The 25,789-nt window shown below is 52.6% G+C and carries 25 protein-coding genes, 2 tRNA genes and 1 CRISPR repeat array; of the genes, 9 read left to right on the plus strand and 18 right to left on the minus strand.

The features are described 5' to 3' along the window. Positions 1-39 precede the first annotated feature (39 nt). Both ACZ5M3_RS10905 and ACZ5M3_RS10910 read left to right on the plus strand, forming a co-directional pair. Positions 40-624: an RNA ligase partner protein gene (locus tag ACZ5M3_RS10905; protein ID WP_464840927.1), complete on the plus strand. Its 585-nt coding sequence runs from the start codon at positions 40-42 to the stop codon at positions 622-624. A 41-nt stretch (positions 625-665) separates the two neighbouring features. After that, positions 666-742 (plus strand) — tRNA-Thr (locus ACZ5M3_RS10910). Between the two features lie 779 nt (positions 743-1,521). Here the strand turns inward: ACZ5M3_RS10910 and ACZ5M3_RS10915 are convergent. Then, positions 1,522-1,599, minus strand: a tRNA-Pro gene (locus ACZ5M3_RS10915). Positions 1,600-1,742: 143 nt separating this feature from the next. Here ACZ5M3_RS10915 and topA point away from each other — a divergent pair. Further along, complete coding sequence (topA, locus tag ACZ5M3_RS10920) at positions 1,743-3,902, plus strand: DNA topoisomerase I (RefSeq protein WP_464839573.1); 2,160 nt, start codon at positions 1,743-1,745, stop codon at positions 3,900-3,902. Here the strand turns inward: topA and ACZ5M3_RS10925 are convergent, their stop codons facing one another. From ACZ5M3_RS10925 to surR, 3 genes are read right to left on the minus strand one after another with little or no spacing between them, the layout of a single operon-like run. Continuing rightward, on the minus strand, positions 3,903-5,084 hold the full coding sequence (locus ACZ5M3_RS10925; protein WP_297089933.1) for a geranylgeranyl reductase family protein: 1,182 nt from the start codon (positions 5,082-5,084) through the stop codon (positions 3,903-3,905). It abuts the gene before it with no gap. Between the two features lie 5 nt (positions 5,085-5,089). Next, positions 5,090-5,293 carry a DUF362 domain-containing protein gene (locus ACZ5M3_RS10930; RefSeq protein ID WP_297089910.1) on the minus strand — a complete coding sequence of 68 codons (204 nt, stop codon included), beginning with the start codon at positions 5,291-5,293 and terminating at the stop codon, positions 5,090-5,092. Then, positions 5,265-5,987 carry a sulfur metabolism transcriptional regulator SurR gene (gene surR / locus ACZ5M3_RS10935; protein WP_464839574.1) on the minus strand — a complete coding sequence of 241 codons (723 nt, stop codon included), beginning with the start codon at positions 5,985-5,987 and terminating at the stop codon, positions 5,265-5,267. Before surR ends, ACZ5M3_RS10930 begins: the two co-directional genes overlap by 29 nt. A gap of 131 nt (positions 5,988-6,118) precedes the next feature. Here surR and pdo point away from each other — a divergent pair, with 131 nt between their 5' ends. The 4 genes from pdo to cas2 all read left to right on the plus strand — a co-directional run bounded on the left by pdo (position 6,119) and on the right by cas2 (position 11,978). Beyond that, positions 6,119-6,799, plus strand: coding sequence for a protein disulfide oxidoreductase (gene pdo, locus ACZ5M3_RS10940; RefSeq protein WP_464839575.1), 681 nt, complete (start codon positions 6,119-6,121; stop codon positions 6,797-6,799). A 32-nt stretch (positions 6,800-6,831) separates the two neighbouring features. Further along, positions 6,832-7,032 carry a hypothetical protein gene (locus tag ACZ5M3_RS10945; protein WP_464839576.1) on the plus strand — a complete coding sequence of 67 codons (201 nt, stop codon included), beginning with the start codon at positions 6,832-6,834 and terminating at the stop codon, positions 7,030-7,032. A gap of 91 nt (positions 7,033-7,123) precedes the next feature. Next, positions 7,124-8,056, plus strand: coding sequence for a hypothetical protein (locus ACZ5M3_RS10950; RefSeq protein WP_464839577.1), 933 nt, complete (start codon positions 7,124-7,126; stop codon positions 8,054-8,056). Between the two features lie 20 nt (positions 8,057-8,076). Continuing rightward, a CRISPR array of direct repeats spans positions 8,077-11,204; the repeat unit is 30 nt; unit sequence CTTTCAATTCTCCTAGAGTCTTATTGCAAC. A gap of 516 nt (positions 11,205-11,720) precedes the next feature. Beyond that, positions 11,721-11,978: a CRISPR-associated endonuclease Cas2 gene (gene cas2, locus ACZ5M3_RS10955; protein ID WP_464839578.1), complete on the plus strand. Its 258-nt coding sequence runs from the start codon at positions 11,721-11,723 to the stop codon at positions 11,976-11,978. On the opposite strand, the gene ACZ5M3_RS10960 is transcribed toward cas2, so the two are convergent. Genes ACZ5M3_RS10960 through ACZ5M3_RS10995 form a run of 8 tightly spaced genes read right to left on the minus strand, consistent with a single transcriptional unit; the run spans position 11,971 to position 19,339 of the window. Further along, on the minus strand, positions 11,971-12,642 hold the full coding sequence (locus tag ACZ5M3_RS10960) for a PD-(D/E)XK nuclease family protein (RefSeq protein ID WP_464839579.1): 672 nt from the start codon (positions 12,640-12,642) through the stop codon (positions 11,971-11,973). The genes cas2 and ACZ5M3_RS10960 overlap by 8 nt on opposite strands. After that, positions 12,643-13,416: a CRISPR-associated endoribonuclease Cas6 gene (gene cas6, locus ACZ5M3_RS10965; protein WP_464839580.1), complete on the minus strand. Its 774-nt coding sequence runs from the start codon at positions 13,414-13,416 to the stop codon at positions 12,643-12,645. Continuing rightward, positions 13,406-14,455, minus strand: a complete 1,050-nt coding sequence (gene cas8a2, locus ACZ5M3_RS10970) for a type I-A CRISPR-associated protein Cas8a2/Csa4 (protein ID WP_464839581.1) — start codon at positions 14,453-14,455, stop codon at positions 13,406-13,408. The genes cas6 and cas8a2 overlap by 11 nt, the downstream gene beginning before the upstream one ends. After that, positions 14,456-15,172, minus strand: coding sequence for a CRISPR-associated endonuclease Cas3'' (locus ACZ5M3_RS10975; protein WP_464839582.1), 717 nt, complete (start codon positions 15,170-15,172; stop codon positions 14,456-14,458). It abuts the gene before it with no gap. Further along, positions 15,169-17,223, minus strand: coding sequence for a CRISPR-associated helicase Cas3' (gene cas3 / locus ACZ5M3_RS10980; protein WP_464839583.1), 2,055 nt, complete (start codon positions 17,221-17,223; stop codon positions 15,169-15,171). The genes ACZ5M3_RS10975 and cas3 (ACZ5M3_RS10980) overlap by 4 nt, the downstream gene beginning before the upstream one ends. Then, positions 17,205-17,969, minus strand: a complete 765-nt coding sequence (gene cas5a / locus ACZ5M3_RS10985; RefSeq protein ID WP_464839584.1) for a type I-A CRISPR-associated protein Cas5a — start codon at positions 17,967-17,969, stop codon at positions 17,205-17,207. Before cas5a ends, cas3 (ACZ5M3_RS10980) begins: the two co-directional genes overlap by 19 nt. Continuing rightward, the gene (gene cas7a, locus ACZ5M3_RS10990) at positions 17,970-18,974 is read right to left on the minus strand and encodes a type I-A CRISPR-associated protein Cas7/Csa2 (protein ID WP_464839585.1); all 1,005 of its coding nucleotides are present in this window, start codon (positions 18,972-18,974) and stop codon (positions 17,970-17,972) included. Then, positions 18,974-19,339 (minus strand): hypothetical protein, encoded by a 366-nt coding sequence (locus ACZ5M3_RS10995; protein ID WP_464840928.1) that lies wholly within the window; start codon positions 19,337-19,339, stop codon positions 18,974-18,976. Before ACZ5M3_RS10995 ends, cas7a begins: the two co-directional genes overlap by 1 nt. A gap of 107 nt (positions 19,340-19,446) precedes the next feature. Between ACZ5M3_RS10995 and ACZ5M3_RS11000 the strand changes: the two genes are divergently transcribed. Continuing rightward, positions 19,447-19,668, plus strand: coding sequence for a hypothetical protein (locus ACZ5M3_RS11000; RefSeq protein WP_464839586.1), 222 nt, complete (start codon positions 19,447-19,449; stop codon positions 19,666-19,668). Continuing rightward, positions 19,665-20,120: a hypothetical protein gene (locus ACZ5M3_RS11005; protein ID WP_464839587.1), complete on the plus strand. Its 456-nt coding sequence runs from the start codon at positions 19,665-19,667 to the stop codon at positions 20,118-20,120. The genes ACZ5M3_RS11000 and ACZ5M3_RS11005 overlap by 4 nt, the downstream gene beginning before the upstream one ends. Here ACZ5M3_RS11005 and cas1b read toward each other — a convergent pair whose 3' ends face one another. The 6 genes from cas1b to cas5b are packed head-to-tail and all read right to left on the minus strand — an operon-like array spanning position 20,121 to position 25,787. Next, positions 20,121-21,101, minus strand: a complete 981-nt coding sequence (gene cas1b / locus ACZ5M3_RS11010; protein ID WP_464839588.1) for a type I-B CRISPR-associated endonuclease Cas1b — start codon at positions 21,099-21,101, stop codon at positions 20,121-20,123. Continuing rightward, positions 21,098-21,250, minus strand: coding sequence for a hypothetical protein (locus ACZ5M3_RS11015; protein ID WP_464839589.1), 153 nt, complete (start codon positions 21,248-21,250; stop codon positions 21,098-21,100). The genes cas1b and ACZ5M3_RS11015 overlap by 4 nt, the downstream gene beginning before the upstream one ends. A 9-nt stretch (positions 21,251-21,259) precedes the next feature. Then, positions 21,260-21,769 carry a CRISPR-associated protein Cas4 gene (gene cas4, locus ACZ5M3_RS11020; RefSeq protein WP_464839590.1) on the minus strand — a complete coding sequence of 170 codons (510 nt, stop codon included), beginning with the start codon at positions 21,767-21,769 and terminating at the stop codon, positions 21,260-21,262. A gap of 2 nt (positions 21,770-21,771) precedes the next feature. Then, on the minus strand, positions 21,772-22,878 hold the full coding sequence (locus tag ACZ5M3_RS11025; protein WP_464839591.1) for an AAA family ATPase: 1,107 nt from the start codon (positions 22,876-22,878) through the stop codon (positions 21,772-21,774). A gap of 60 nt (positions 22,879-22,938) precedes the next feature. Next, a complete protein-coding gene (gene cas3, locus ACZ5M3_RS11030) occupies positions 22,939-25,161 on the minus strand; it encodes a CRISPR-associated helicase Cas3' (protein ID WP_464839592.1) in 2,223 nt (740 codons plus the stop codon). Beyond that, positions 25,158-25,787 carry a type I-B CRISPR-associated protein Cas5b gene (gene cas5b, locus ACZ5M3_RS11035; protein WP_464839593.1) on the minus strand — a complete coding sequence of 210 codons (630 nt, stop codon included), beginning with the start codon at positions 25,785-25,787 and terminating at the stop codon, positions 25,158-25,160. The genes cas3 (ACZ5M3_RS11030) and cas5b overlap by 4 nt, the downstream gene beginning before the upstream one ends. Positions 25,788-25,789 lie beyond the last annotated feature (2 nt).

The raw sequence follows: 25,789 nt of genomic DNA on the forward strand, positions 1-25,789 counted from the left end.
ACTTCCACGCTTAAATAAGCTTGTGGTGGTAGCGTGGCAATGCGCTTCGTCCTCGACACGAGCATCTTTGTAAACCCGGAGATTCGGGACAGGTTTGGTGGCTCTCCGACCGAGGCCATGAGGGCTTTTCTGGGCTATGCCGAGAGGCTCTTTGGAAAGGTCGAGTTCTACATGCCCCCCGGCATCTACCGTGAGGTTATGCATTTCGTTGATGAGGAGGAGCTCCTTCCCGAAATAGAGCTGTACGTAATCAAAAAGCCACCCAACGTCCACGACATCAAGATACCCGCCTTCGTGGTCTACGAGCTGATAGACGACATAAGGCGGCGCATCGACAAAGGCCTTCGCGTGGCCGAGAAGGCCGTCCGAGAGAGCGTCATAGAGACGGACAACGTGGACAGGATAATCCAGAAGCTCAGGAGGAACTACCGGAAGGCACTCCGTGAGGGCATCGTTGACAGTAAGGAGGACTTTGAGCTGATCCTTCTCGCGAAGGAGCTCGATGCAACTATAGTCTCAGCCGACGTCGGCATACTCACATGGGCGCAGAAGATGGGCATCAAGTGGATCGACGCGGCCAACTTCAGGGAGGTACTGGAGGGGCTCGTCGAGAAAATGGGGTGAGGGAAAAATTTATAAACGCTGGTCTGCATGGTATCATCGACGCCCCGGTGGCTCAGCCTGGTGGAGCGGCCGCTTGGTAAGCGGCAGGTCGCGGGTTCAAACCCCGCCCGGGGCTCCACAACAAGCTTTTCTGGCGGAAATTTTGATCAAAAGTTGTAGCTCCTTCGTTGGGTGCAATTTCTTGAGAGGTTTCCTGATTAAAGGTCACTTGTTTTGGGTGGCAACCTATTTAGAGCCTTTTAAAGGAGTTTAACTCCAGAAATAAACCACATTAAACGTGCGGTTCAAGGGTACATGCTCCCATTTCTCCCGTTCAATGGAGGGGGTTCTTTTGGCCAACCTTTGCAGGGCAAAGTTTGGTCAAGGAGGCCCTTTCCCATGAGAATGCCGAACACCAAGCGTGCACTCTTTTTGTGACCCACTAGCAAAGGGTTTGCTCCCAAAAGAAGTCCTTCAAGCAGGTTTGCACTTTATTCTGGCGTCCGGAGGACGCCTTGAGAAGAGCAAACACTCGAGAGATAGCAATTAATGAGTAAACCCACTCGAGAATTTGAGTTTTTCAGAAAGCACGCAATTTTTCCGTCAACGCTGAAACTTTGTCTTCACAAAGTTTCACCAAAGTTTGTGATTCTTCATTGATGCTTCCCTTCTCAAGGATTTCAAGCTGACTTCGTAGCATTAATGAGTGGGTTCTTTGGAGGGTTGCCTCTTTAAGGGGTTCACTCTCACCGCGCTCCTCCGGAGCCTAAAAAAGTCGAACCCACTTGAAAAACGCTCCCGATACAAAGAATCCCCTTTCAGAAAACAAACTCCAAGCGAGAAATCCAGCCAAGATTGTCGTTTTAAACAAGAATCACGAACTTTGATCAAACTTTTGCTCGGCAAAAGTTTGTTTTCTGGTGGGGCCGCCGGGATTCGAACCCGGGTCACGGGCTCCCAAAGCCCGCAGGATGGACCAGGCTACCCTACGGCCCCATGCCCGCGGTAGTGCATTGAGGGGTTCCTTATTAAGCTTTTCGCTGGGGCTTCGAGGGAGTGTGTTCCATTTCACGTGGGTTTCCGGAGGTTGTTCCGCAGGTTTTTTATAATTCCCCTGCCTATCGCTTCAAGGTGTCGTCATGGTCACGCTCATCATAGCCGAGAAGCCCAACGTTGCGAGAAAAATCGCCTACGCCCTGGCGGAAGGCAAGCCGGTCAGAAAGACCATCGGTAAGGTTCCCTATTACGAATTCACCCGCGACGGGAAGAGGATAATAGTGGCTCCAGCGGTTGGCCACCTCTTCTCGCTCGCTCCAAAGACCAAAACCTACGGTTATCCCGTCTTCGACATCGAATGGGTTCCCGTTTATGTTGCGGAGAAGGGGAAGGGCTACGCCAAAGATTACATAAAAGCCCTCGCTACCCTCGCCAAGCGCGCCGATGAGTTCGTAGTTGCCTGCGACTACGACACTGAGGGGGAAGTCATCGGCTACACTGCCCTCAAGTACGCCTGCGGGGTTGACCCGTCCCGCGCGAAGAGAATGAAGTTCTCTGCACTCACCAAAAAAGACCTCCTCAGGGCCTGGTACAACCTTGAACCGACTATAAACTTCGGAATGGCCGATGCCGGAATAGCGCGCCACGTCCTCGACTGGTACTGGGGCGTGAACCTTTCCCGTGCCCTGACATCGGCAATAAAGCGCGCCAGCGGCAAATGGCAGGTTCTCTCCACCGGCCGCGTTCAGGGGCCGACCCTCAAGTTCCTCGTTGATAGGGAAAAGGAGATTCAGAACTTTAAGCCGACACCCTACTGGGTCATAAAGATGCTCCTTGAGAAAAACGGGGAGCAGTACACGGCGGTCTATGAAAAGGAGCGCATACTCGATGAAAACGAGGCAAAGCGCATCGTCGAAGAGGCAAGGAAGGGCCCCGCCTTCGTTGAGAGGGTTGAGGTTAAACGGCAGAATAGGCACCCGCCCGTGCCCTTCGACCTCGGAACCCTCCAGAGGGAGGCATACTCTGCCTTCGGATACTCCCCGAAGAAGACGTTAGAGCTCGCACAGCGCTTGTATGAGCGCGGGCTCTCGAGCTATCCCAGGACAAGCTCGCAGAAGCTCCCCAAGAACCTCAACTTCCGCTCCATCCTCCAGAACCTGGCTAAACTTCCGGAGTACAAGCCCTTCGCCCACGAGCTCCTGGGTAAGGAGAGGCTCAAGCCCGTCGAGGGAAAGAAGGACGACCCGGCGCATCCGGCCATCTATCCAACGGGGGAGCTTCCAAAGCCCGGCGAGCTTACCAAGGACGAGGCCAACCTCTACGACCTCATCGTCAGGCGCTTCCTGGCCCTCTTTATGGAGCCAGCCGTCAGGGAGATAATGAAGGTTGTCATAAACTCCAACTCTCACCGCTTCATCCTGAGCGGTGCCAGGACCGTGAAGGAGGGCTGGCTGAAGGTCTACGGTAAGTACGTCAAGTTCGACGAGGTGATCCTTCCCGCCTTCAGGGAGGGCGAGCCGGTAAAAGTCATCCAGATAAAGCGCGAAAAGAAGAAGACGAAGCCTCCTGCGAGGTATTCTCCCGCCGCCGTCATCAAAAAGATGGAAGACCTTGGCATAGGAACCAAAGCGACCCGCGCCCAGATCCTTGAGACCCTCTACAGCAGGGGCTACATCGAGGGTAAAAAGAAAATAAAGGTCACTCCTCTCGGCATGCGCGTCGTTGAGGCGCTGGAGAAGAACGTGCCCGACATAGTCAGCGTCGAGCTGACGAAGGCTTTCGAGGAGAAGATGGAGGACATAATGGCCGGAAAGGCCGACAGGGAGGGTGTCATCGAGGAGAGCAAGAACCAGCTCATCAAGATTCTGAAGGTCTTCAAGGAGAGGGAACTCGACATAGGGAAAATGCTCATGGAGACGACCGGAACAGGCACAACTACCTCAAAAGCCGCCGCCAGAAAAGCCGGTGCGGTAAAGGAGCTCAGTGAGGAAGAGGAGAAGGCCGTCAAAAAGGCCGTTGGTTGGGGAGAGCCGAGGAAGCAGCCCCTCGTGGTAGGCAAGTGCCCCAAGTGCGGCGGTGACCTCGTGGTGAGGTACAACAGGAGAACCGGCAAGCGCTTTGTCGGCTGTTCCAGCTGGCCCAAGTGCAACGTCACCTACCCGCTCCTCCAGAGGGGAGAAATAATCCCCACGGACAAGACCTGCTGCGGCGGCGCTCCGGTCGTAAAAATCAGGGAGAAGGGCAGGGAGTACGAAATTTGTCTGGACATGAACTGCAGGGAGTGGAAGAAGGGTAAGAAATGATCAAATCAGCTGTCTGAGGAGGTTTATCCTCCTGGGGCTCAGTATGACCTTTGGATGCTTCAGGAGGGCTTTTATGACCTCCACGTAGTCGCCGCTCGCTATCTTCTCCGCGTCGGCACTGTTCAGCACCTGGATGAACAGGTCGAGGTCTTCGTCGGTGAGCTTCTCCGTGACCTTCCTGACCTTCAGGACTTTTTCGAGCCTCTTACCGTCGGTCTCCCACCACTCCTTCGTGTAGTTCTGGAGCAGTGCGAGGTTCTCCTCCTCTAACGCTTTTACGATCCACTTGCTCGCTATTGTGCCTGCCTCCATGGCCTCGGCCATTCCGCCGCCGTGCATCGGGTTGACCTGCCTGGCCGCGTCCCCAACCACTACCACGTTCTCCTTGGCCAGCTCCTTAACGAAGCCCCCAACAGGAACGACGCCGACGTTTATCTCAAGGAGCTTCTTGGCGGGGATATTGTTCTCCTTCAACCACTTGTCCAGGTAGTACTTGGCCGTCTGCGGGTTGTCGGAGTTTATTCCTATGCCGACGTTTGCCCTGTCCTCGTCCTTCGGGAAGACCCAGACGTAGCCCCTCGGCGCTATCTCGTTGCCGAACCAGAGGTGAATCAGATCTGGGTCGTAGCCCTCGATGAGCATCTCGTACTCGTAGGAGGAGTCAAACTCATGGGGAGGAGCGTAGGTGTTTATGCCGGCTTTTCTGGCTATCTTGCTCTCAACACCGTCCGCGGCGACTATGATGTCAGCATAAATCTCCACCGGCTCGTCCTCGTGCTTGGCCTTTATTCCGGCGACCCTGCCGTCCTTCTTGATCACGTCAACCGCCTCTGTCCTGGCGAGGACGTCGGCGCCGGCCTTTGCCGCGTAGTAGGCAAGCATCTTGTCGAAGACTTTCCTTTCGAGAATAACGCCGCTGGCTTCCTTATAGCGGAGCTCAAGCTCGTACCCGCTGGGGGAGTATAGCTTGGCACCGTAGATCTCGCGGTTGATGTAGCGCCTGTCGTAGGGTATGTCGTACTTTTTGAACACGGTCATGCTTATTCCTTCGGCACACTGTTTGGGCGTGCCGATGGCGGGCTTCTTATCGATGAGCAGAACAGAGAACCCGGCTCTGGCAACGTTTCTCGCGACTATCGGGCCGGCTATCCCGGCTCCAACTACCACAACGTCGTATTTCATCTGGTTCACTCTCCCACCTCCAGGGGTTCACCGCTGAGAGCACCCACTGGACAGGCACTGATGCATATCCTGCAGGAGATGCACTTGTCCTGGAAGAACTCCCACCTTGAGGCGCTTACGTTTATTGCGAGCGTTGGGCAGACTCCAGCACAGCCGCCGCAGAGATAGCACTTGTCCTCGTTAACCACGACCCTTATTTTCTCCGGCATATTCGACACCGCCAAGCTTTTGTTTCAGCTTTTCCTCGTCGATTTTGATGGCTCCGTCTTTTATTATTAACGGTATGAATTTGTCCAGTTCCTGGGCCTTCACGAGAACCTCCCTCTCCTTGAGGTTAAGCCTGTCGCTCAGGTCCTCGATGGTGGCCTCGCCGGCCAGCAGGAGGTAGTGCAGTATCGCCAGCTGGGTCATGTCGCCTATCTCCTGGAGGTAGCGCTCCTTGAGCTCCTTCATGAGCCTGTCGCGCCTGCTTTCCACCGCCTGAAGCGCCTGGAGTATCTTTTCAAGCTCCGATGTCAGCTCAAGGAAGGAGTTGACCATCTGGAGAAGGCTCTCGTGCTCCAGGGGTATGCGTGTCAGGTCAATCTCTGTCTTCTCGAAGGAGAACTCCCCGAGGTCGAGTCCCCTGTACCAGAAGAGGTTCGGCGTCACCGTCGTGACGTAAGTCCTTGAGATGGCTATGTTGTAGTACTTCCTGGCGGGCCCTATGAAAGGTCCTTCCCTCTCGTAGGATTTCAGTATGCCCTCGCGCTCCATGATTTTAAGGTGCTTCGCCACCGCCGTTGAGGACACGCTAACCTTGCTGCTGAGGAAGCTGAAGTAGCACTCCGTACAGGTGAGGTGGCTGAGCAGATCGCGCCTCACCTTGTTCCCCAGTATGTAAAAGATGTCGGGTTCACTCATGACCTACACCACCCAAATCTGTGACGCAAAGCTTATATAGTGAACATTCAACCTTAGGTTGCAAACCGGAATTGAATCCCACGGAGAGATTGTAATCCAATCGTTATAAACCTTATGTGGAGGTGTTTGGAATGGGATTGATTAGCGACGCTGACAAGAAGGTCATCAGGGAGGAGTTCTTCTCCAAGATGACGAACCCGGTCAAGATCATCGGATTCATAGGAAAAGAGCACTGCCAGTACTGCGACCAGCTCAAACAGCTGGTCCAGGAGCTCAGTGAACTCAGCGACAAGCTCACCTTCGAGTTCCACGACTTCGACAGTGAGGAGGGCAGGAAGCTCGCCGAGCAGTACAGGATCGACCGCGCCCCGGCCGTCACCATAACACGGGACGGCAGGGACATGGGCGTCAGGTTCTTCGGCCTTCCCGCCGGCCACGAGTTCGGGGCGTTCCTTGAGGACATAGTTGACGTCAGCAACGCCACCACCGACCTCATGCCCGACAGCAAGGAGGAGCTTGCGAACATAGACAGGGACGTCAGGATACTCGTCTTCGTAACCCCCACCTGCCCGTACTGCCCGCTCGCCGTCAGGATGGCCCACAAGTTCGCCATCGAAAACGCGAAGGCAGGCAAGGGCAAGATACTCGGGGACATGGTCGAGGCCATTGAGTATCCTGAGTGGGCCGACCAGTACAGCGTCATGGCGGTGCCCAAGATCGTCATCATGGTCGACGGCGAGGCCAGGGTGCAGTTCGAGGGCGCCTACCCTGAGAAGATGTTCATGGAGAAGCTCCTCGCGGCCCTCAGCTGAGGGCTTTTAATTCCTTTTCTCCGGTGGTCACCGTGAACCTGAGGTCTTCGGCGGCATTGCTCACGGCCTTTGGTTTCTATGCCCTTGGCTACGTGATGCGCGGTGCTGTCAGGCTTTACAACCCCGGGACTTTCTGGGGCGATATGGTGACGGATGCCGCAATGTTTCTCGGTGCATTTATCCTGGCGTGGTGGGCATACCTGAGGCTCACCCACGGAGAGCCGGAAAACTGATGGGCATGAAAATGTCAAAACAGCCCCTTCGCGTTCACTGTTTTACGGAAAAGTTATAAATCCCCCAGCCCAGCCTATGGTGGGTGAAGCGATGGCGCTCAGGGTAGGCGGAGTTGATGTTCTTTTCACCGGGGAGCTTGATGATGGCTTTGAGGAGGGTTTCAGGGGACTTTTTGCGCGACGCTACCTCCCCGATGTCTCCGACTCGGGTGGGGATGCCCACGTTGTCGTGGAGCGCTTCAAAGGTGAGGAGTTCAGGGTCTTCAGTGCGGCTTACGACCACATGGGACGCGACGAGTACAAGATAGAGTCCCGCGTCCCCTCTGCATACGGAAACGAGGCACCGATTTTCTTTATCCTCCAGGCGGCCGCCAGGGCCGGTGCCAAAACAGGGAGGATGTTCATAACGGACTCCGTTGCTGTCGTTCCCCCGAACGGTAAGGCAGTTCTTTTCGTCGGTTATCCCCACACGGGGAAGAGCACAATGTCGGTTCTGGCAATGGCCAGCGGTCTTCCCGTTCTCAGCACCGAGAACACCGTTGTTGAGGTTAGGGGGGAGGGGCTCTACATAGTTGGTGGTACCGAGGTTCTCGTGTACGACCCCCGGGTGGAGGGCATCTATGACGTCAGGATCCCATACGATGAACAGACGAGAAGCGGATACCGGATAAAAGACCTCCGAGGGGATTCCCGGAGGAGAAAGCTTCTTGAGCGCGGTGTTGAGATAGGCATGATAGTGCTCCTTCACGCGGCCTTCAACTGTATGGAGGCCAGTTTTTCCAGGATACGCGGGAGGAAAGTCAGAAAGACCCTGTGGTACTTCTCAACAGCCCTCATGAAGGGGCTTGATTACTACGAACCGGCACCCCTGCACATCCCGGTAAGCGATGAGATAGCCCGGAACCTGCGGCTGTTCCTTGAGACCGCATCGAGCAACTACTCCGACAGGATGTTTGAGGCCTTTGGAAACCATAAGGCGGTCTTTGAGAGGGTTATTGAGATGGAGCTCGCACAGAAGGAGTAGTCTCAATTCTTTGTCCTATACTTTCAATTCTCCTAGAGTCTTATTGCAACCACCAGAGTTGAAGTGACGCCTGGGCGTTCTAGGATAACTTTCAATTCTCCTAGAGTCTTATTGCAACAGCCGATACTCTTCGCCATGCTCCTTGCTGTCTTCACCTTTCAATTCTCCTAGAGTCTTATTGCAACTGACAGAGCTGAGGCTATACCACGAAGAAGAGCTCCTGCTTTCAATTCTCCTAGAGTCTTATTGCAACCTTCTTCAAGAGATAGAGAGCTATGGAACCCAGAGCGCTTTCAATTCTCCTAGAGTCTTATTGCAACAAAATTTCCGCTTTCGCTTTCGCCCCACTAGAGTTAGCTTTCAATTCTCCTAGAGTCTTATTGCAACCCCGAGCTCCTCCGCCGTCCTGAGACTGTCGAAAACCCTTTCAATTCTCCTAGAGTCTTATTGCAACTAAGGAAGAGTTCTGGAAGCAGTTTTTCGAGAAGTTCGCTTTCAATTCTCCTAGAGTCTTATTGCAACCTCGTCGACGAGATACTCAAACTGAAAGAGGAGCGTGACTTTCAATTCTCCTAGAGTCTTATTGCAACCGAGCAGAGACTTCCTAGATATGAGAGAAGGTCTTAACTTTCAATTCTCCTAGAGTCTTATTGCAACCGTTGGGGGAACTTCACTTTACTTGTAAGGAGGAGGCTTTCAATTCTCCTAGAGTCTTATTGCAACCTCTCGGCGTCAAGCACATCTACACGGCCTACTACCTTTCAATTCTCCTAGAGTCTTATTGCAACTCGACGAGGACATTGATGCCGCTGCGATTGAGTTCCTCACTTTCAATTCTCCTAGAGTCTTATTGCAACACCGGACATGAGGTAGACAGCCGTCAGGTCGAGGTTCCTTTCAATTCTCCTAGAGTCTTATTGCAACGCCGTTATTGTCGTTGATAAGTCAACTGTTCCACTCGTCTTTCAATTCTCCTAGAGTCTTATTGCAACTCGTGAGCGTTACGGTGAAACTCACGCTCGTGGACTTTCAATTCTCCTAGAGTCTTATTGCAACATTCCACCGAGCATTTACGACTTAGACCACTATTATACTTTCAATTCTCCTAGAGTCTTATTGCAACCCCTTGGTTCGGGGACTCCAGGGGATGGTTTTAGTATCTTTCAATTCTCCTAGAGTCTTATTGCAACATGCCGCCTATCGGCTGGTTGTTGTAGACTATGCTCATCTTTCAATTCTCCTAGAGTCTTATTGCAACCTACCGACCTTCCTCGGCTGGCTCCCGGCACAAGTGCTCTTTGGTCTTTCAATTCTCCTAGAGTCTTATTGCAACCCTCAGCATCTTGGATTATCTTGGGTCAGTTGATGAGCTTTCAATTCTCCTAGAGTCTTATTGCAACCCTTGTAAACCGTGCGTCCGTCCTTTGTTTTCCACGCCTTTCAATTCTCCTAGAGTCTTATTGCAACGCGTTGAAGACCACAGAAAACCGAACGGCCTTTCCAACTTTCAATTCTCCTAGAGTCTTATTGCAACGCGGAGCGTCGGGGTTTGCGGTTACCTTGTTTAATGTCTTTCAATTCTCCTAGAGTCTTATTGCAACTGCCCCCTTCTATTTTGAGGACGCTTACGATGAAACGCTTTCAATTCTCCTAGAGTCTTATTGCAACTCGGTCTAATACGTATTAGACCGAGAATAGACCCTGACTTTCAATTCTCCTAGAGTCTTATTGCAACCTCTATCGTCCGACACCTTCCTTCTTCCATCGTGTTCCTTTCAATTCTCCTAGAGTCTTATTGCAACCTTTGAGAACCTCGATAAGCTCCGCAAACTTCCAGTTCTCTTTCAATTCTCCTAGAGTCTTATTGCAACCTGGAGGCTGCAGTTTATCATGTTGATTACAGCCCTGCTTTCAATTCTCCTAGAGTCTTATTGCAACCTGAGGCTGGGGCTGCTGTTTCACTAGCCCCTGATGCTTTCAATTCTCCTAGAGTCTTATTGCAACCGAACATGCCGCCGGCCTCCCGAAGCCCAAAAGGGCTTTCAATTCTCCTAGAGTCTTATTGCAACTGCAGTGCTCTCGCTTGCAGTGTTCGTCTTTGCGATTCTTTCAATTCTCCTAGAGTCTTATTGCAACGGCACGGCGATGGAGCACCCAGTAGAGCCTGCGAGCCTCTTTCAATTCTCCTAGAGTCTTATTGCAACCTTTTCCGAGCTGAAAGGCTCATACTCCACCGTTTTAGGGTCTTTCAATTCTCCTAGAGTCTTATTGCAACCTGTGTGGAACTCTCTTTTCAATGACGCCAAGCACACTTTCAATTCTCCTAGAGTCTTATTGCAACGAGGAGGAGCTGCATGCCGTAGCCGAGGACGAGGGCGACTTTCAATTCTCCTAGAGTCTTATTGCAACCATGCCAAAGAAGGTCGCGAGGATTGCCGTCACCCCAACTTTCAATTCTCCTAGAGTCTTATTGCAACCAATGCGGTACTGCGGCTTGATAGGCGGCTCATAGTACTTTCAATTCTCCTAGAGTCTTATTGCAACCAGCCGGCGAATATCAGACCCATACTGAAGAGTATCTTTCAATTCTCCTAGAGTCTTATTGCAACAAGTCGAACTCCTTGAGCTCGTCGTCCGTGAATGAGTCTTTCAATTCTCCTAGAGTCTTATTGCAACATGAGGCTGTCAACATCGGTCACGTACATGTGCACGTCCCTTTCAATTCTCCTAGAGTCTTATTGCAACACAAGGAGTTAGGCATTTAAGAGGGTGAAAAAATCAACTTTCAATTCTCCTAGAGTCTTATTGCAACTCCCTTGAGAGCTTTTACCTCCGTCCAAAGGGCTTTACTTTCAATTCTCCTAGAGTCTTATTGCAACACAAGAGAGCGGCAACTAAACTCCTCGAAATCCTCGACCTTTCAATTCTCCTAGAGTCTTATTGCAACTGGGTTTATTTTGAGGAGAAACCACCCGAGGAAATCACTTTCAATTCTCCTAGAGTCTTATTGCAACTTGAGTGTAATAGGCCATGCTACGCCCTCCGTGTCATCTTTCAATTCTCCTAGAGTCTTATTGCAACCCGGGGACGGTTGTTTTTAGGATTATGAACATCAAAGCTTTCAATTCTCCTAGAGTCTTATTGCAACAGGGCGACTTTTCCCTTCTTTTGCCCAACAGAGGAATAAGTGAACCTGAATCTTATAAGTTTTTCTTCGGAGGGTCGATTAAAGGGCGCTCTGGGAGCGCTGTTTAGGGATTCGTGGGGGAATGAAAATCCTCCTGCGCCTGCCATCTCCGGAATTTTGATTGGTGTACATAACCGTTCGGGAGAGTTCCAGGGCTTCATAGGCACGTTAAATCGTGATTAAAGCTGTCTAACGCCCTAAAACCTGGAACTGCCGTGTTTAAACTGGAGGCAGGCGCGGAACAGGTCTCAGATTACTCCCTTTATTATCCTGAAAAAATTTCGTTATATTTTGTGGGAATCTTGTGACCTGGAGTTAGATACTAACCAGGGGTTACTAAAGACTTCCAGAGTGCTGGGATGGAAGGGTTTTTGAAAAGCGCCCCAATCCAGGGTCAGATTGAACGTCAACGTGATTCCAGCGTGATATGTTCCAAAAGCTCTAAAAATCTCGGGCCGTAGTATTCCCGGTGGTGGCATGTACGTAGTCATCGTCTACGACGTCTCCGTTGAGCGCGTGAACAAAGTCAAGAAGTTCCTCAGGCAGCACCTCCACTGGGTTCAGAACAGCGTCTTCGAGGGTGAGGTAACCAGGGCCGAGTTCGAGCGCATAAAGGCCACCCTGCGGGAAATAATCAATGAGGACGAGGACTCCGTGGTCATCTATCGCCTCCGCTCAATGCCGCAGAGGGAGATAGTAGGGATGGAGAAGAACCCGATGGAGGACATCATTTAGACGGCCTTCCATTTATAGCCGAACATATTGGCCTGAAAATGCAGGTTTCGCATTCATTGCTAAATCTTGGAGTTATCCACGACGGAAACTTCCCATTTTCCAGTTCTTTGACGCCCCTAATGACTACCCTTGCCCTTCCAAGGAACTTCTCGAACGCATCCCTGTCTCTCTCTACCGGGAACACTTTAAACTGCAGTCCGTTGCGGTCGAAGACATAAACGTAGCCAATCTCTTTGTCCATCATGTTGAGGTAGGCGTTCAGCTGTTCCCTTGCAAGCTTCGGAGCCTCTTCCATCTCGTCGAGGTTCCTTGGACCGTTCTCGTCTCCTGAGTCAAAACCCCTGAACTTGAACTCGATTGGATAACCGTCCTTTAAGGAGTCTACCTTCCCAACGAGCTTCCACCCATCCTCAAGTGGATACTCGACTGAAACCTCAAAGTCCGCTTCCTCTTCCAGCGCCTCACCGAGCCACTTGTGGAGCACCGTCCCAACGAGCATTTCCCCTGTTCGCTCGTACTTGAACGTTCCCAGGTATATGGACAGCGCTGCCTTCCTGAGGCAAAAACTCAGAGACGTCACCCATATCTTCCTTTCGGGCGTTTTTCCAGATATGGCGTTCTCAATTCTCCTGTTGAAGTCTAGAATCTCCTTGGGATGCTCCATTCAGACCACCTCCACCATACCAAACCCGTGCGGATTCCTCATTCCGAGCCCCATGTCCCAGGCAACGCGAAGGAACTCCTCATCTCCCCACATTCTGAACTCGAAGTACCACGCGCGGACCTTTGTGTACTCCCCGGTTTTATTATCGCGCTTGATTCTAAACATCTTGCTCCTTGCACTTTCGGGAAAGACCTCGATCTCAAAGTCCCCCTCGAATGGTTCTCCGTGGATCATGAGGTACTTCTCGCGGAGGTTCCTGAAGACCAGCTCCTTCCACACGGTAGGCTCGTCGTCGAATGGGCTGTTCGGTTGGCCCACTGGCGAGAGGTCCCAGCTCCTGAAACCGTTCGGCGGGCTGTTGTGGTAGACATTCACAGGTGAGAGCGTCCGGAGTTTCCTGCCGGAGAGCCTGGTGGGTATTTCCCGTGGCTTTGAATCGGCCCATATAAGCCGCCTCCCACTGAGGTGGAGCCTCCCTGCGCCGAGGGCAAGCCCGTTTACGAGTGCCTCAAGGACGGGCCACGCCGGCGAGCCAACGAAGAGCTTGACCTCACCTGACTCCACCTCCAGGCCCTCCACAGTGGTTCGCGTGTCCCCGAGGGGAATGATGCGTGATGCCACGAACTTGACGTCTTTCTTGTTGTTGTGAATGCGCCTCGCTATCATCGGGTCTCCCAGCTCTATCGCGCGAATGAGAAAGGAGTAGAGCGGGCGGGGGTAGTTGTAGGGAATAAGGAACGGTTCTTCAAACTGAAGGATAAGCTCAAGTCTCATCTATGAACGCCTCCATTCCCTCAACAACGCTCTGGGGAGGGGTCATACCGGCCCTTTTCGCCATCCTGAGTCCATAATAAAGCCCCTCGGGTCTACAGTTGAGGATCGCGTCTATGATGGCTATGACAGCCTCGCTTTCCTTCCTGAGGAGCGCGTCAAAGAACCTTACAGTGTGGTAGGTGCTCCTCCTCTTTAGCTCCCAGAGGAAGTCCATGAGCTTTCCGATGTCCTCCTCGCCGTAGGAGCGTATCGCTTGGTTGTTGCCGTCTCTTTCGAGGGTGTACGACCTCATAACAAGGGACTTCCGCGTTACCATCTCAAGGGCGCCCAGACTTTCGGTGTGGAGGAGATGATAGAGGAGCGCAAGCCGGCGGTTGGAGAGGTAGTCCATCTTGCCCTCGTAGTAGTGGGGAAAGTGCTTCTTCAAGTCCTTTAGGGCGAGCAGTTCCACAAGATTCAGGCCCTCTTGAGGTGCAATCTGATAGATGTGCACCCAGGTCCTGTTGCCCTTTCCGTACCTAACGTAGGGCGCGTAGTAGTGGAACCCGACCCAGGCGAGTGCGTAGTTTAAGGCAGTTATTTTCCGCTGCTTAGCAGGCATTTTGAAACGCTGGGAGATATATTTACCGGCGGAAGGCATTAGGGGCAATGGGGCTGTGTATTCTTTGCTACTTAGCAGGTTATCTTTCTTTTCGTCCAAAAAGTTTAGTATCTCCAAAAGATTTTGGGGAATATTCTTTTGGGAACCCTGCTCCACGACTGCTCCTTTACTGAAATCAACCCAACTAACTGCCCTTATCTCCTTTTTCTTTGTTTTCTCAATCAACGCATAGTGCAACGAGAGCATCTCCTCCAGTGCGCTCGCAAGCCCCTCCTCAAAGTCACCGTTGCCCTCGACGGTGTAGTAGCCTCCCCGAGCGGTCCCCTCTGGAATGAGAGCAACTTCCTCCGCCCTGCCTCGGACAAGGGCCTCGACGTAGCCGTATGCAACGTAAAGGTCAAAGACCTCGTCGATGCCCGGGGTCTGGTAAATCTCCACTCAGACCACCCCCTGCCACTCGGCTTCGAGAACTTCCGCGAACTTCGGGGTTTCACCTTCCCTCTCCTCGGCCCCCTTGTAGTCGCACAGGATGAGGGGAATCAGCAGGGCGCCGACTATCAGCCTGAGCTTTCCAGCATCTGGAAGGTGGCGCGCCCTTACGTTCAGCTCCACTACAGCCCTGACAACCTCCTCCGAGGACGCCTCGGGAACGGTAATCTCAACGCCAAGGTGCTCCCTGAAGCTTTCCTTCAGGAATTCTTCCAGCTCTGGAACGACCCCATCGAAGTTCCTCAGCTTGTCGAGGGCAACCTCTGCCGAAAGCGAGTCCCTGTCAAGCCCCGCAATTTGCCCCATGAGTATCGGCTCGTGGTGGAGCATAACGACGAGCGAGCCAATAAATGCCGTCTTTTCATCGAAAAGCTGGGGAAGTATTTTCAGGGCGTAGTATGCGCTCACCAGCTCGTGCCTGAAGCCTGAGAGCTTGGCTTTGCCCGCGAGGTAGTCCTGGTAAAGTCTCGCTCCCTTTCCTGAGTCGTGGAGGATTATCAGCGCTTTCATCAGCCTGTCCGCATCTTCCCTGCTTAGCTCAACGCCGTAGGCCCTCATTGCCCTTATTATCGAGGGTATGTACTTCTCCTTAACACTTTCCCAGGCCTTCAGCATGGCCTCCACGTGTTTTCCAAGGGTCTGTCCGTGGAAGGCGAGGAGGCTCATTCTCTCACCCCCATGAAGTCGAGCAACGTTGCCTGCGCAGTTTTCCCGGAATTGTTCCTCCGCCCACTCCCAAGAGAGACATCCCTGGCATCGTCTTCTTTGGAGGCCTGCTTCACCCCCTTATTCTGTCCATGGCCCGTTCCACGCCAGAAACCGAGTTCTCTGCTGTAGCACTCACTCGACACGGCGTAGATGGTGAGAGCCATGGGACTCTTCTCGCGGACCATCTCAAGAACCCAGTCGTAGCGCTCCTCGCTTGCGTTCCACTTCCTAACGAGCTTTCCTTTGATGCAGTCCTTTATATTCTCCCACTGGGCCTTTAGCGTGGAGTGGCTGACGCGGATTATCCTGCTTCCCTCAAACTCCAGCTCCCCCTTGTCGTTTTCATCGAGAACGTAGAGCATCGAGTACAGCTCGGGCCGGGAGCGTAGCTCGTATTCCGGTGGCGCCGAGAAGAGTTTAAGTTCCCTGAAGTAGACGTAGGCCGAGTGGAATTCCCGTGGTACGAGGTTGTTGGCGTAGTGGAACCTGTAAACCCTGTCGAGCGCTTCCCGGGCTTTCTCAACATCATAGAGATACTGTCCCAGAGACCCCAGCTCGTCGTGGCTGAGAAGGAGCACCAGCGGGTCGTAGGGCACAGCCGAGTAGGGGAGCACGTAGAGGTCGCCTGGAAGTTGCGGTTTCTTATTTCCCTTTTTCATCCCGAGGATAGTCTTAGCGTTGTTTATGTCGCCGACATAAGCAGTTTTCTCGTCCTTCCCTTTTTTACCGGTTTCTTTTGAGGCGTCGTTGGTTTTTTCGGCCTTGTAAATAATCTCTGCGACTTTGCCCCCGTATTTTTCCCTCGTTTTTTTCTCATTATTTATGGTGGCAAACACGAGGCCCTTTCCTTTCAACTTCTCTTTGAGCTCATTGAATCCCCTCACGGTTTTTTCAGGGTTAATGCTATCTTCCATTGGTACGAGGATTATGCCCTCGCCCTTCTCCCTGGGCCTTCTTGCGCACCTGCCTATCCTCTGGATGAGAGCATCGAGAGGTGCGATGTCTGTAACTACGAGTCCAACGTTTGGCAGGTCGAGGCCGGCCTCAACGACCTGGGTCGCCACGATGAGCCTGGCGTTATCAAGATCGCTCTCCTTTTCTTTTCTGTCTCCAACCGCGAACCGGCCGTGAATCAGGAGCGGTTCCACTCCAAGCTCTTTTGATAGGGCTTTCAGCTGGAGGTACGTCAAGACGGCCGTATTAACCGTGTTTCTGACAACGAGAACCCTGTCCCCCCGTTTGAGGGTCTCTTTTATATCGTCAAGCACCCATTCGAGCGTTCCCTCCACGACGCGGACGTTTACTTTACCCCTCTCGGGCTTTCTGACGTCGGATTCTTCAACACTTATAATTTCAGACGTCCCGGCAATCATCTCTCTCAGCGCGGTTGGAATCGTGGCACTCATAAAGACCACTGGGACGTTCGCCTTTTCGAGCTTTTCAACGACGAGCGATAGGAGCCTGGGCATGTAAAGGCCCTCGTCCTGGTACATCTGGACCTCATCAAAGACAACTATGCTCTGGGCTATTGATCCTGCTGGAAATGTGAACCTCGTACCTACAGTTCTGTGGGCAGCAAGGCCGTAGAGGAAAGCGTCCCAGGTGGTAACGACAACCCACCCAAGGAAGGCGTGGGTCGGCTCAAGGCCGTACTCAACGGTTACGAGGCTTTCGGCGAGTTCTTTAGCCTCCTTCTCTGACTTTCCCTTGAGCTTCAGAACCTCGGTTAGGAGTCTGCGTATTCTCTCGGCCTGCTTCTCAACGAGAGATCTCGTTGGGAGAACGTAGATTAGCCTCGAAACCGCCCATGTTCTGTTGTATACCTCGGCCAGAAAGGGCATCACAGCAGCCTCTGTCTTCCCTCCGGCCGTAGGCACCTCTATCACGACTTTTTCCCCATTGGACATGGCTTTTCCTATCTTCTCCCACGCCCTGAGCTGGTAGTCATAGGGTTCGTAGCTGGTTATGAGCCTGAAGAGCTCCACAGTGCTCAGCTTTCCGGAATCCATATCCCAAGCACCTCCCCGTCAAGTTTAATAGCTCTCTCAACGTCGGGGACTTTTGCTGTTCTCTCGTAGTAGACAACTCTCTTCCTCCGCTTCTCCTCGACGGGTAGGTAGAAGACCTCCTCCCGTCTGCTTCCGTAGTCCGGAGACACAAGCATCGTTTCCGTGTGGATTCTGACGGCACCGCCGTCCTGCACTTTCTTAGTTAAAACCTTTGAAATCTCGCCGTATGGGGCGTAGAATGCCAGTGGGGTGCTTTTCTTTACGGGCGTAACAAATCCTGCCCACACTGCTGTTGAGAGGCTCTCAGTGTCTCCGAGGGTGTCAATCAGCATCGCAGCCCTCAGATAGAGGTTTTTCTCCTCCTCGTTGAGGTCCTTGAAGATGTATGCCACGAGCAGTTCCTTCGTAAAGACGTACTCCCTCCTCATGGCGTCGTCCTTCTCGGGCTTTGAGCTCTTCTCAAGGTTCCTCAGCCTCTTCAGCAGGAATGCGGTCTTAACCATCGGCGTCAATGGCGCGACCCCAACAGCCCTCGCGTCTATTAGCTTCCTATCAATCTCTTCAACGGCTTTCCTGGCCACGTCGTCCAGATTCTCTCCATCTGCACCTCTTAGCAGCACGAGCCCCCTCGCGAGAGCCCCCTTGAGGGCCGAGGGGGAGGGGAGTATCAAAGACGTTCTCACCTGGAACGAGCGCCTGGCCACGGAGTAAAAAGGGAAGCGGAGGCGCACGAGGAGGACGTCCATTCACCCCTTCCCCCCGCTGGAGCCGTTGTCGAGCATTTCAATGAGCTTATTAACGAGCTCTTCCACCGAAGAAACCTTTTCGGCGTCTTCTACGAAGTCGGTGTTGTAAGCAAAGGCCTTGATGTTGAATCCGAGTTCCCTGGCGTTCTCTACTATCGCCCCGCTCTCCACGACGTAGCTTTCGTAAAATCCATGCACTAGGGCAGGGATTGGCTTGTCACCCGCCACCGCGATGAACTCCTCAACCTTCATGAGCGGGAATGAGCGCGCGAGGTTTGCACCAATGTATCCGCTGAGCATCGGAATAAGGGCCATTAGAGCACTCCTGATTCTTTCCCTGCGCTCGTCGTCACCTATCACGCTACCTCCCGCGGTATTGGACTGTGGAACACCAACGAGGCCGAGGTCGAGAACGACCGAGAAGCCGTAGACACCTGTGGCGTACTCCCTGCTGAATATCATCTGAGCGGTGTCATCTCTGCTCCCAATTGCACCATTTTCGTTCACGTCCACGCGGTTGTGCTTTACGGCGCTTACGAGCCTCTCGCCCTCGACGGCCTTAATGAAGTCTTCAGTGGGAACTATGAAAGACGTCTTGACGAGCGAGACCCTTCTAACTCCGGTGTTCGGAGCAAGAAAGCCGTGAACGTCAGCGTCGGCGAAGTTGGCTATGATGTCTCCCTCATTCCTCAGCTCAACTTCCGTGCCATCAGCTTTCGTTGCCCCTGTTTCACCTTGACCGAACCTCGTTCCGTTGTACCTGAGGGCCCTCTCGGTGAGGTTGTCCTTGAAAGGTGTCCTCCTGAAGTAGTCCACGAAGCCTGCAAAGTGCCAGTGCTTCACCATATTGCCGGTGATGGCCGGAACCTCAACGACGGCCCAGCCTTTGTCGGTTTTAACGGTTACTTTGGTCTTGGTGACCTCCACGTAGTTGCTTCCCCCACCGCCCTGGGCATTGAGGGAGTGGGCGTTCAGCCTAACCCTACCGCTTATCCGAACGTACATCAGTTTTCACCCCCGCTGGAGTTGTTCCGCCCCTTCTTGGGGCAGTGATCCCAGTATGCGAAGGCCCAGAGGGCCAGCTTAAGAGCAAGCCTGCGGAGCTCGCTAGGGTCCTTAGAAATTGACTCAACCTTGTTCTCAAGGGTCTCAATGTCCGCTGGAGAGGGCTTCCAAAAGTTGCATCCCTTCTCTTGGGCTTTCTTTTCAAGTTTTGGAGCAAGTCTGAGAGCCTTGTACACGTTTTCAAGAAGTTCCTCCCCGGTTCTGGCCTTGGCGATTCCATCGACGATGTCGTAGGCATACTCCCTGAAGTTTTCATCGACCAGGTAGCTCAGGTACATACCGATGTTCCTAACCCAACCTTCCATAGGGAACACCGTACTAACGTTGTGAGAAGTTATATTTAAGCATTATTGGAGGATATTAAGTTAAGTTTATTAACTATCTTTGCAAAACTCCCAGCAGGGGATATGAAGTGAGGTACATTGTCACAGTTGGGGAGCACGTAAACCACATCTTTCGAAACGGTGAGCTGATTCTGCCTGAGAGGCTCAAAAGGGGAGGCTTTAGGGTCAGCAGCGCAGTTGTCCTTTACTCCATAAGGGAAGATGCCGATGATGACTACCGCAGGAAGATAATCTCTAGCGTAAATGCCGCGAGGGGGGCTTCGAAAGCCTCGACATTCCTGTTGCAGTGAAGGATGTTAAAGAACCGTACCTGTTTCAGGGGAGGATAGAGGAGTTCAAGGAGCTTATTGTGCCCGGGACGGCAATAAACATTACAGGAGGAAGGAGAATAGTGGGCTACGAGCTTCTGTACGCGGCGGTCCTCGTCAGGAACGAGAACCCCAGGGCAATAAGGTCGGTGTTCTATGTGACTGAGAAGGGTGCCGTTATAGAGTTCCCAGTTATAGGCCCCGAGGTTCAGCTCACACCCCTCGAACTCCAGATTTTGAAGGTGGCACAGTGGTACATGAAAGAAAAAGGGAGACCCGCCAACATCACCGAGCTGAGGAACAGGCTTGAGTTTATAAACGACACCACATATCCCCTACCCCTCGTGAGCGAGTATGTCTCACGTCTTGAGAAAAAGGGCTACGTTAGAAAACAGACGAAGGGAAAAAGAAAGTTTGTAATTCCTCTGGTTTAGCTAAAACCACGCCACCAGCGGCTCGTATTCATTGATCCCAAGGACGTGCCGCATGAGCTTGTACGCCTCAAGCCTTATCAGCCTTTGCTTTGTAACGTTCTTTTTAAGGCCAGGATGTTTGACGCTCTTGCCAAGCTCCTTGTTGTAGTGTTCAAGAACGGTTTTCATGCCCTCTTTCGTCAGCAGGACGCCGTTCAGGTCGTCCCTGAAGTGCTCCCTCTTGATTATCCCCTGCTTCACGAGGCGCGTCGCTATTCTGTCGGCTATTATCGGCTTGAATATCTCGCTTAAGTCTAGCGCTAAAGAGAAGCGCCTCTCACCGGGCTCGTGGAGGTAGCTCACCGTCGGGACCAGCTGGGTGTTGTAGAGCTCGCTCACGATGGTGGCGTAGAGCCTCGAATTGAGGAAGCTTATCAGCGCGTTCATCTCGTTCCCCGGCGGTCTGCGCGTGCGTTTGACTATTTTGAAGCCCCCTGGAAGATGATCGTCCCAGCGCGAGTAGTATCCCACCCTTATCCTCGCCTCAACGTTCATGACGTCGGTTACCTTTTTCGCATTCTCAAGTTCTTCAAAGAACTCGTCCAGAAGCTCCGAAAATCCCTCGGCGACCTTCCAGCGCTTCAGGTTCTTCTCCATGTTGAGGGCAGAGCCTCTGACGAACAGCTTCGCAAGCTTTAGCCGCTTTTCCTGGTCGAGATAGTGCCCGGCCTGCGCCACGACCAGGTTTCCGGAGTGGAGCTTCTCCCGCGGATAAAATGAGCCATCGTAGTGGCCGTAGTGGTTGAAGAAGTGAACCGCTATCCCCTTCTGCGCCAGAAAATGGAGGGCCTGGGAGCTTATGTTCACGTGGCCGTAAACGTAGATGTCGTAGATACCCTCAATGGCGAGCGGCTTCCTTCCCTGTGCGTTCTCAAAGTAGAGCGTGTTCTCCCTCCGGAAGAGGTTTCCGTCGGAAAAGAGGGTGAGGGAGCGCTTTCTCATTCTGGCCCACCTCTCTTGTCTGGGGCTTTTGACTTATTCCTAGGGGAGGTCAGGATGTCCTCTATGCTTTCGTCTGTGGCTTCCTCTATTGTCCTTTCAATTTCTTCAGGGGTGAGCTTCCTTCCAAGCTTTAGCGTCTTTCTGGCCATACGACCACCTCAAACCCAGCACAGCTCGTAGTAGGCGCATTTCTTACATTTCTTTGATTTCACGGGATTGGGTGGAGCGGGGAGTGATTTTATCCTTTGAACCTCCAGGATTGCCGCCTCTACTTCCCTCTCCCTGCAGTCCAGGGTTATCTCCTTCGTCTCGTTGAGCGTAGGGTAGTGGAGAACAGCTTTCCCCTTAACGCCGAGTCGTTTGAGATAGTAGAGGTAGTAGAGCGCCTGCATCTCGTGGGCCTTCTCCATCGCCTTTCCGAGCTTGACCTCGTGGACTTCTATGGTGTCCCCTCTCCGGATGAAGTCTATCTTTATGCTGCCGAGCTGAACTTCCTTCTCCTCGCTGGCATAGCGCCTCTCGTGGAGAAATTTACCGAGGTCAACCCACTCGCTCTCCTGCTCCATGGTGATGCCCTTCGAGAAGTACCAGAGCTTAGTTGGACAGATGAGGAGATAGTTGATCTCGGTGCCGCGGATGAGGAGTTGGTCGAGGGGGTATCCCTCCATCCCTAGCCCCCGCTTACCCTAAGTATCCAGAGCTCAAAGAGGGGATTTTCTATCAAATATCTTCCGTTTTCCCGCACTATCAGCTCCTTTTCTTTAAGGGCCTTCAACGCCGCCTGAACCGTTGAAGTTCTTTCAAAACCGTACCGATTAAGAAAGTCCCTTGAGTAGAGGTCGCTCTCATTCCGCGCTATCGCGACGAGGAGCCTCCGCTGGTTAATCGTCAGGGAGTCCCATATTTCCTCAAAAAACTCCCCTGTCTCGTTGAGTATCTCTTCAATGGCCTCATCCAGATCCTCTCTGGATATATGCCCCCTTTTCGAGAGGATGGCGTTCAACCACAGCCGGTAGCACAGCATCTGCGTGTAGTGGGGATGTCCCTTGGTTATCCCCAGCACAGATTCTATTAGCCCGTCGTTAATCTCAAGCCCGCTCTCTCTGAATTTGTTTTCTATGAAGGGCCTGAACTTCTCCTCCGGGATTCTCCTGAGGATCATGTGCATCCCAAAGTTGTAGAATGGACTGCGAGGGGACTGGAATATCTCGCGCATCATCCCCTGCTTGCTCCCCACAAAGACGTAGGTTACTTCCTTATGTTTCTGGAACTCGGCGCGCATCTTCGGGAGGACGTCTTTTCCGAGGTTGCCTACCTCTTGGAACTCATCGAAAACGACCACGACCCTCTTTCCCGTGATCTCGGCGAGGCGTTTTGGCAGTTTCAGGGCCTCTTCGAAGGCGGTGTTTTCCTCCCCCACAATGAACTCCACGCCGAGTCTTTTCCCGATGGTGATTCTGGGCGTTGTTGTTTTAAACAGCTTCCTCAGGAACTCCTCCACTCGGCCTTTCCACGTTCTTATCGCTGCCGAGCTTATTCTCTCGGCGAGCTCTTTCTTGGTGAGGACTCCCGAGCAGTCAACTTCTATCGGATACACTTTCTCCTCAAGTTCCTCCAGGGCAATGCTCACGAGGGAGCTCTTCCCATAGCGCCTCGGTGAGTAGATGATAACGTTCTGACCGCTCATTACGGCTATTTTGAGCTTTTCAAGCTCTTCTTCCCTGTCCGCAAAGTGCTCCCTGCCTACCTTTCTCCCGTAGACGAAGGGCGGCTTCATTACACCTTCACCTGTAACAGTATTTAGTGTAGTAGATTTTATAGTTTTTGGTGTAATCAATCAAAGCATATCTCCTCCCTTTACGGGAATTCTTAGAAGGCCGGTTTCTGGGTTGTACTCAAGCTCAGCAACGAGGATGTATCTTCCCGGCCTCTTATCAGAGAGCCTGTGGAAGTTCTCCCTCTCGGCGTAGTAGAGCCACATTGGAATCGGAGTGAGATAGCGGTGCACTTCCATACCCATTTTCCTGTCGAGCAGTTCGCTTACCCTTCCCTGGTAAACACCTGGAACCGCTTCGAGGCCATTGAACATCTCGTAGAACCTCTGCTCGTCTTCTCCTTTCATCATAGGCTTCACGCTCCTGAAAACTTCAAGGGCCCTCTCCCTGTAGTCTTCGACTTCCCGCTCAAGTTTGCTCGATACTGGAAGATAAACCTGACTTACAAGCTCTGAAATCTTCGATTCCCTTAGTTCTTTCCCATCCGATTCCTGAAGTATCTTCACACTCTCTTCAACGATCTCGTATGGCTTGTAGATTTTCCTATCGGCCTCGGAACCTTTGGTCAGGACGTAGACATCTTCGATCCTCCCTTCTCTCCAACCCTGCCTGTTCACTCTCCCGAAGCGCTGTATTAGTGCGTCCAAGGGAGCAGGTTCCGTCAGTATCGTCGAGAAGCTGACGTCAAGGGAGACCTCCACGACCTGCGTTGCAACGACGAAGTCATAATCGGACATCCGTTCCAGGAGAGCCTTTTCCTTTGCTTCCCTGTCGCCGTAGGTAAACCTGCTGTGGAGGAGCAGAACCCTGTAGTCTTCGCTTAACTCGTTGTAAACGCTCACCGCCCGGTCCACGCTGTTGCACGCTATCAGAGCAGGTCTTGAAGTTTCCCTAACTTTCTCATATATCTTGAGCTCTTTGATTAGCTCCCTCACGGAAGCCATGTCTCCGTCAACAACGTGGACTCTGTGACGGGTGAACTTATCTAACTCTTCTGCGGTGGCTTTGAGTTCCTTAAAGGGGGCTGTGTTCTTAATAAGTTCTTCAAGGAAGTCCGGTAGGGTTGCCGTCATCACCATGGCCTTTGCTCCCATTGATTTAAGCTCTTCAAGCATCGCGAGGATTATTCCGAGGACGTTTGGCTCATAGGCGTGTATCTCATCGAATATGAGGAGCGATCCTGAGAGCTCCGTTTTCAGCATCTCGTGGAAGCCGACCCCAAAGAAGGCCTTCATAAGCTGGAATGGAGTGGTAACCTTTAGCGGGGTGTATATTTTATGGTAAAGCGAGCTCAGCCTCTTGTATTCGAGGGCAGATGCGTAGAGATAAAAGGTCGCTGAGCTGTGGAGAACCCCAATGATGGCGGGATCCGAGAATATCCCCATCATTCTCCGGTGCATTGCGTTTATGCTGGCCTTGTATGGCAAGATGTAAAAAATCCTGCTTGTTATTTCCCCTTTCTTCCGAAAAGCGTTTCTGTTCGCCCATAGGAGTGCCGCTTCGGTCTTCCCATACCCGGTAGGTGCCCTTAGGAGCAGGTTCCCCTCGGAATTGGAAGCCGCGACTTGGAGAGGTCTGAGTTTCTTTCGGGGAATTTTCAGCTCAAGCCTTTCCACAATGTCGGGTAGGCGGAGTATCCCGGTTTCACCCGCGGAGGCGAGGTGGTCTGAGGCGTTTAACAGACCCCGCATAAACGTCAGTGTTTCCTTCTCCTCCTCAAGATGGTCATCATACCACTCCTTTAACTTCTGAAAATCGAATTCTCCGAGCCTCTCCTTCCAGTCTTCCGGTAAGTGGAACCTTTTCGGTGGCTTGGTTGTTCCGAAGTAGTATGCCTCAATGTTGGGGACCCTCGGCAGAAACATCCTCTCTATGTACTCGGCCCGCTCAAGGAGTTCCTCAAGCTTCTCGTCGAACTCGAGGGGACCTATGTTGGCAATACGAACTGGGAGGATCCCTTCGAGCTCATCCAGAGTCTTGTGATGGGTGAGTATCGCCAGCGCTATGAGGTTGCGTTCCCTCTCCGGAAAGTCCAGAAACTGTACGAATGGGACCGAGAGTATCTCGTGGCGGTAGCCCCACTTGTTCTTCTTTTTTTGAAAGCCGCGGGCACACTTTCCAATATCGTGGAGGAGGACGGCATAAAATGAAAGCTCAAAAATGCCAGGCGAGAGTTCCTCAAGCCAGGGGAAGGAGTTCTTTATGCTCTTCAGTACGTTGATTGCATCGAGCGTGTGGCACTCTAGGAACTGGTGGGGGTTGAATTTGGCATAGCAGAGCTTCATCCGCTCCACCTATGCAGGCAAACGCCTATATCGAGCTCTGGGTCGTAGAGCGCTTTGGTTCTCTGCCTCATTCTTTCGGCCCTCGTTCTTGGGAACGGGAGTACGATAAAGGGCCTTACGAACTTTGCCCTTCTCGGAACGGTGGAGTAGTCGTATTCAATGACGAGTGCATGAACCATTCCAGGGAGTCCGAGCTCGATGGGAGCCACTGTGCCCCCGAGGGGTGCTTCTTTCTCCTCAAGCTCGACCTTTCTTATCTCTTCCACGACGGCCAAGTCGCTCGATCTACCAAGGAGGAGCTGATAGCGGGGCCTTTCGAAGGGTTCTTTCCACTCATCTGGGAGATAGAGGTAAAGTTCCGTGTTGTAGTGGAACTCGCGCTTCATGATGTCCGTCTCAACCTTTCCAAGGGCGTAGATTTTTTCAAGGTCTACTCCCTTGCCCCCGCTTTTGAAGACGTAGCCGACGTAGGGCATTTCAGTCAGGTAAACGGGTTCGCCCTTCACCGCGGAGAGTATTCCCTGGATCGTTGAGGGTGGCGGCACTGGAAGGGTTGGCTGGTATCCTGATTGGAAAGTTGGAAAGCGGAAGGATGCCGTCCAGGCCCTCAGTTTCACCCGTATCATGG

The organism is Thermococcus coalescens, assembly GCF_055392585.1.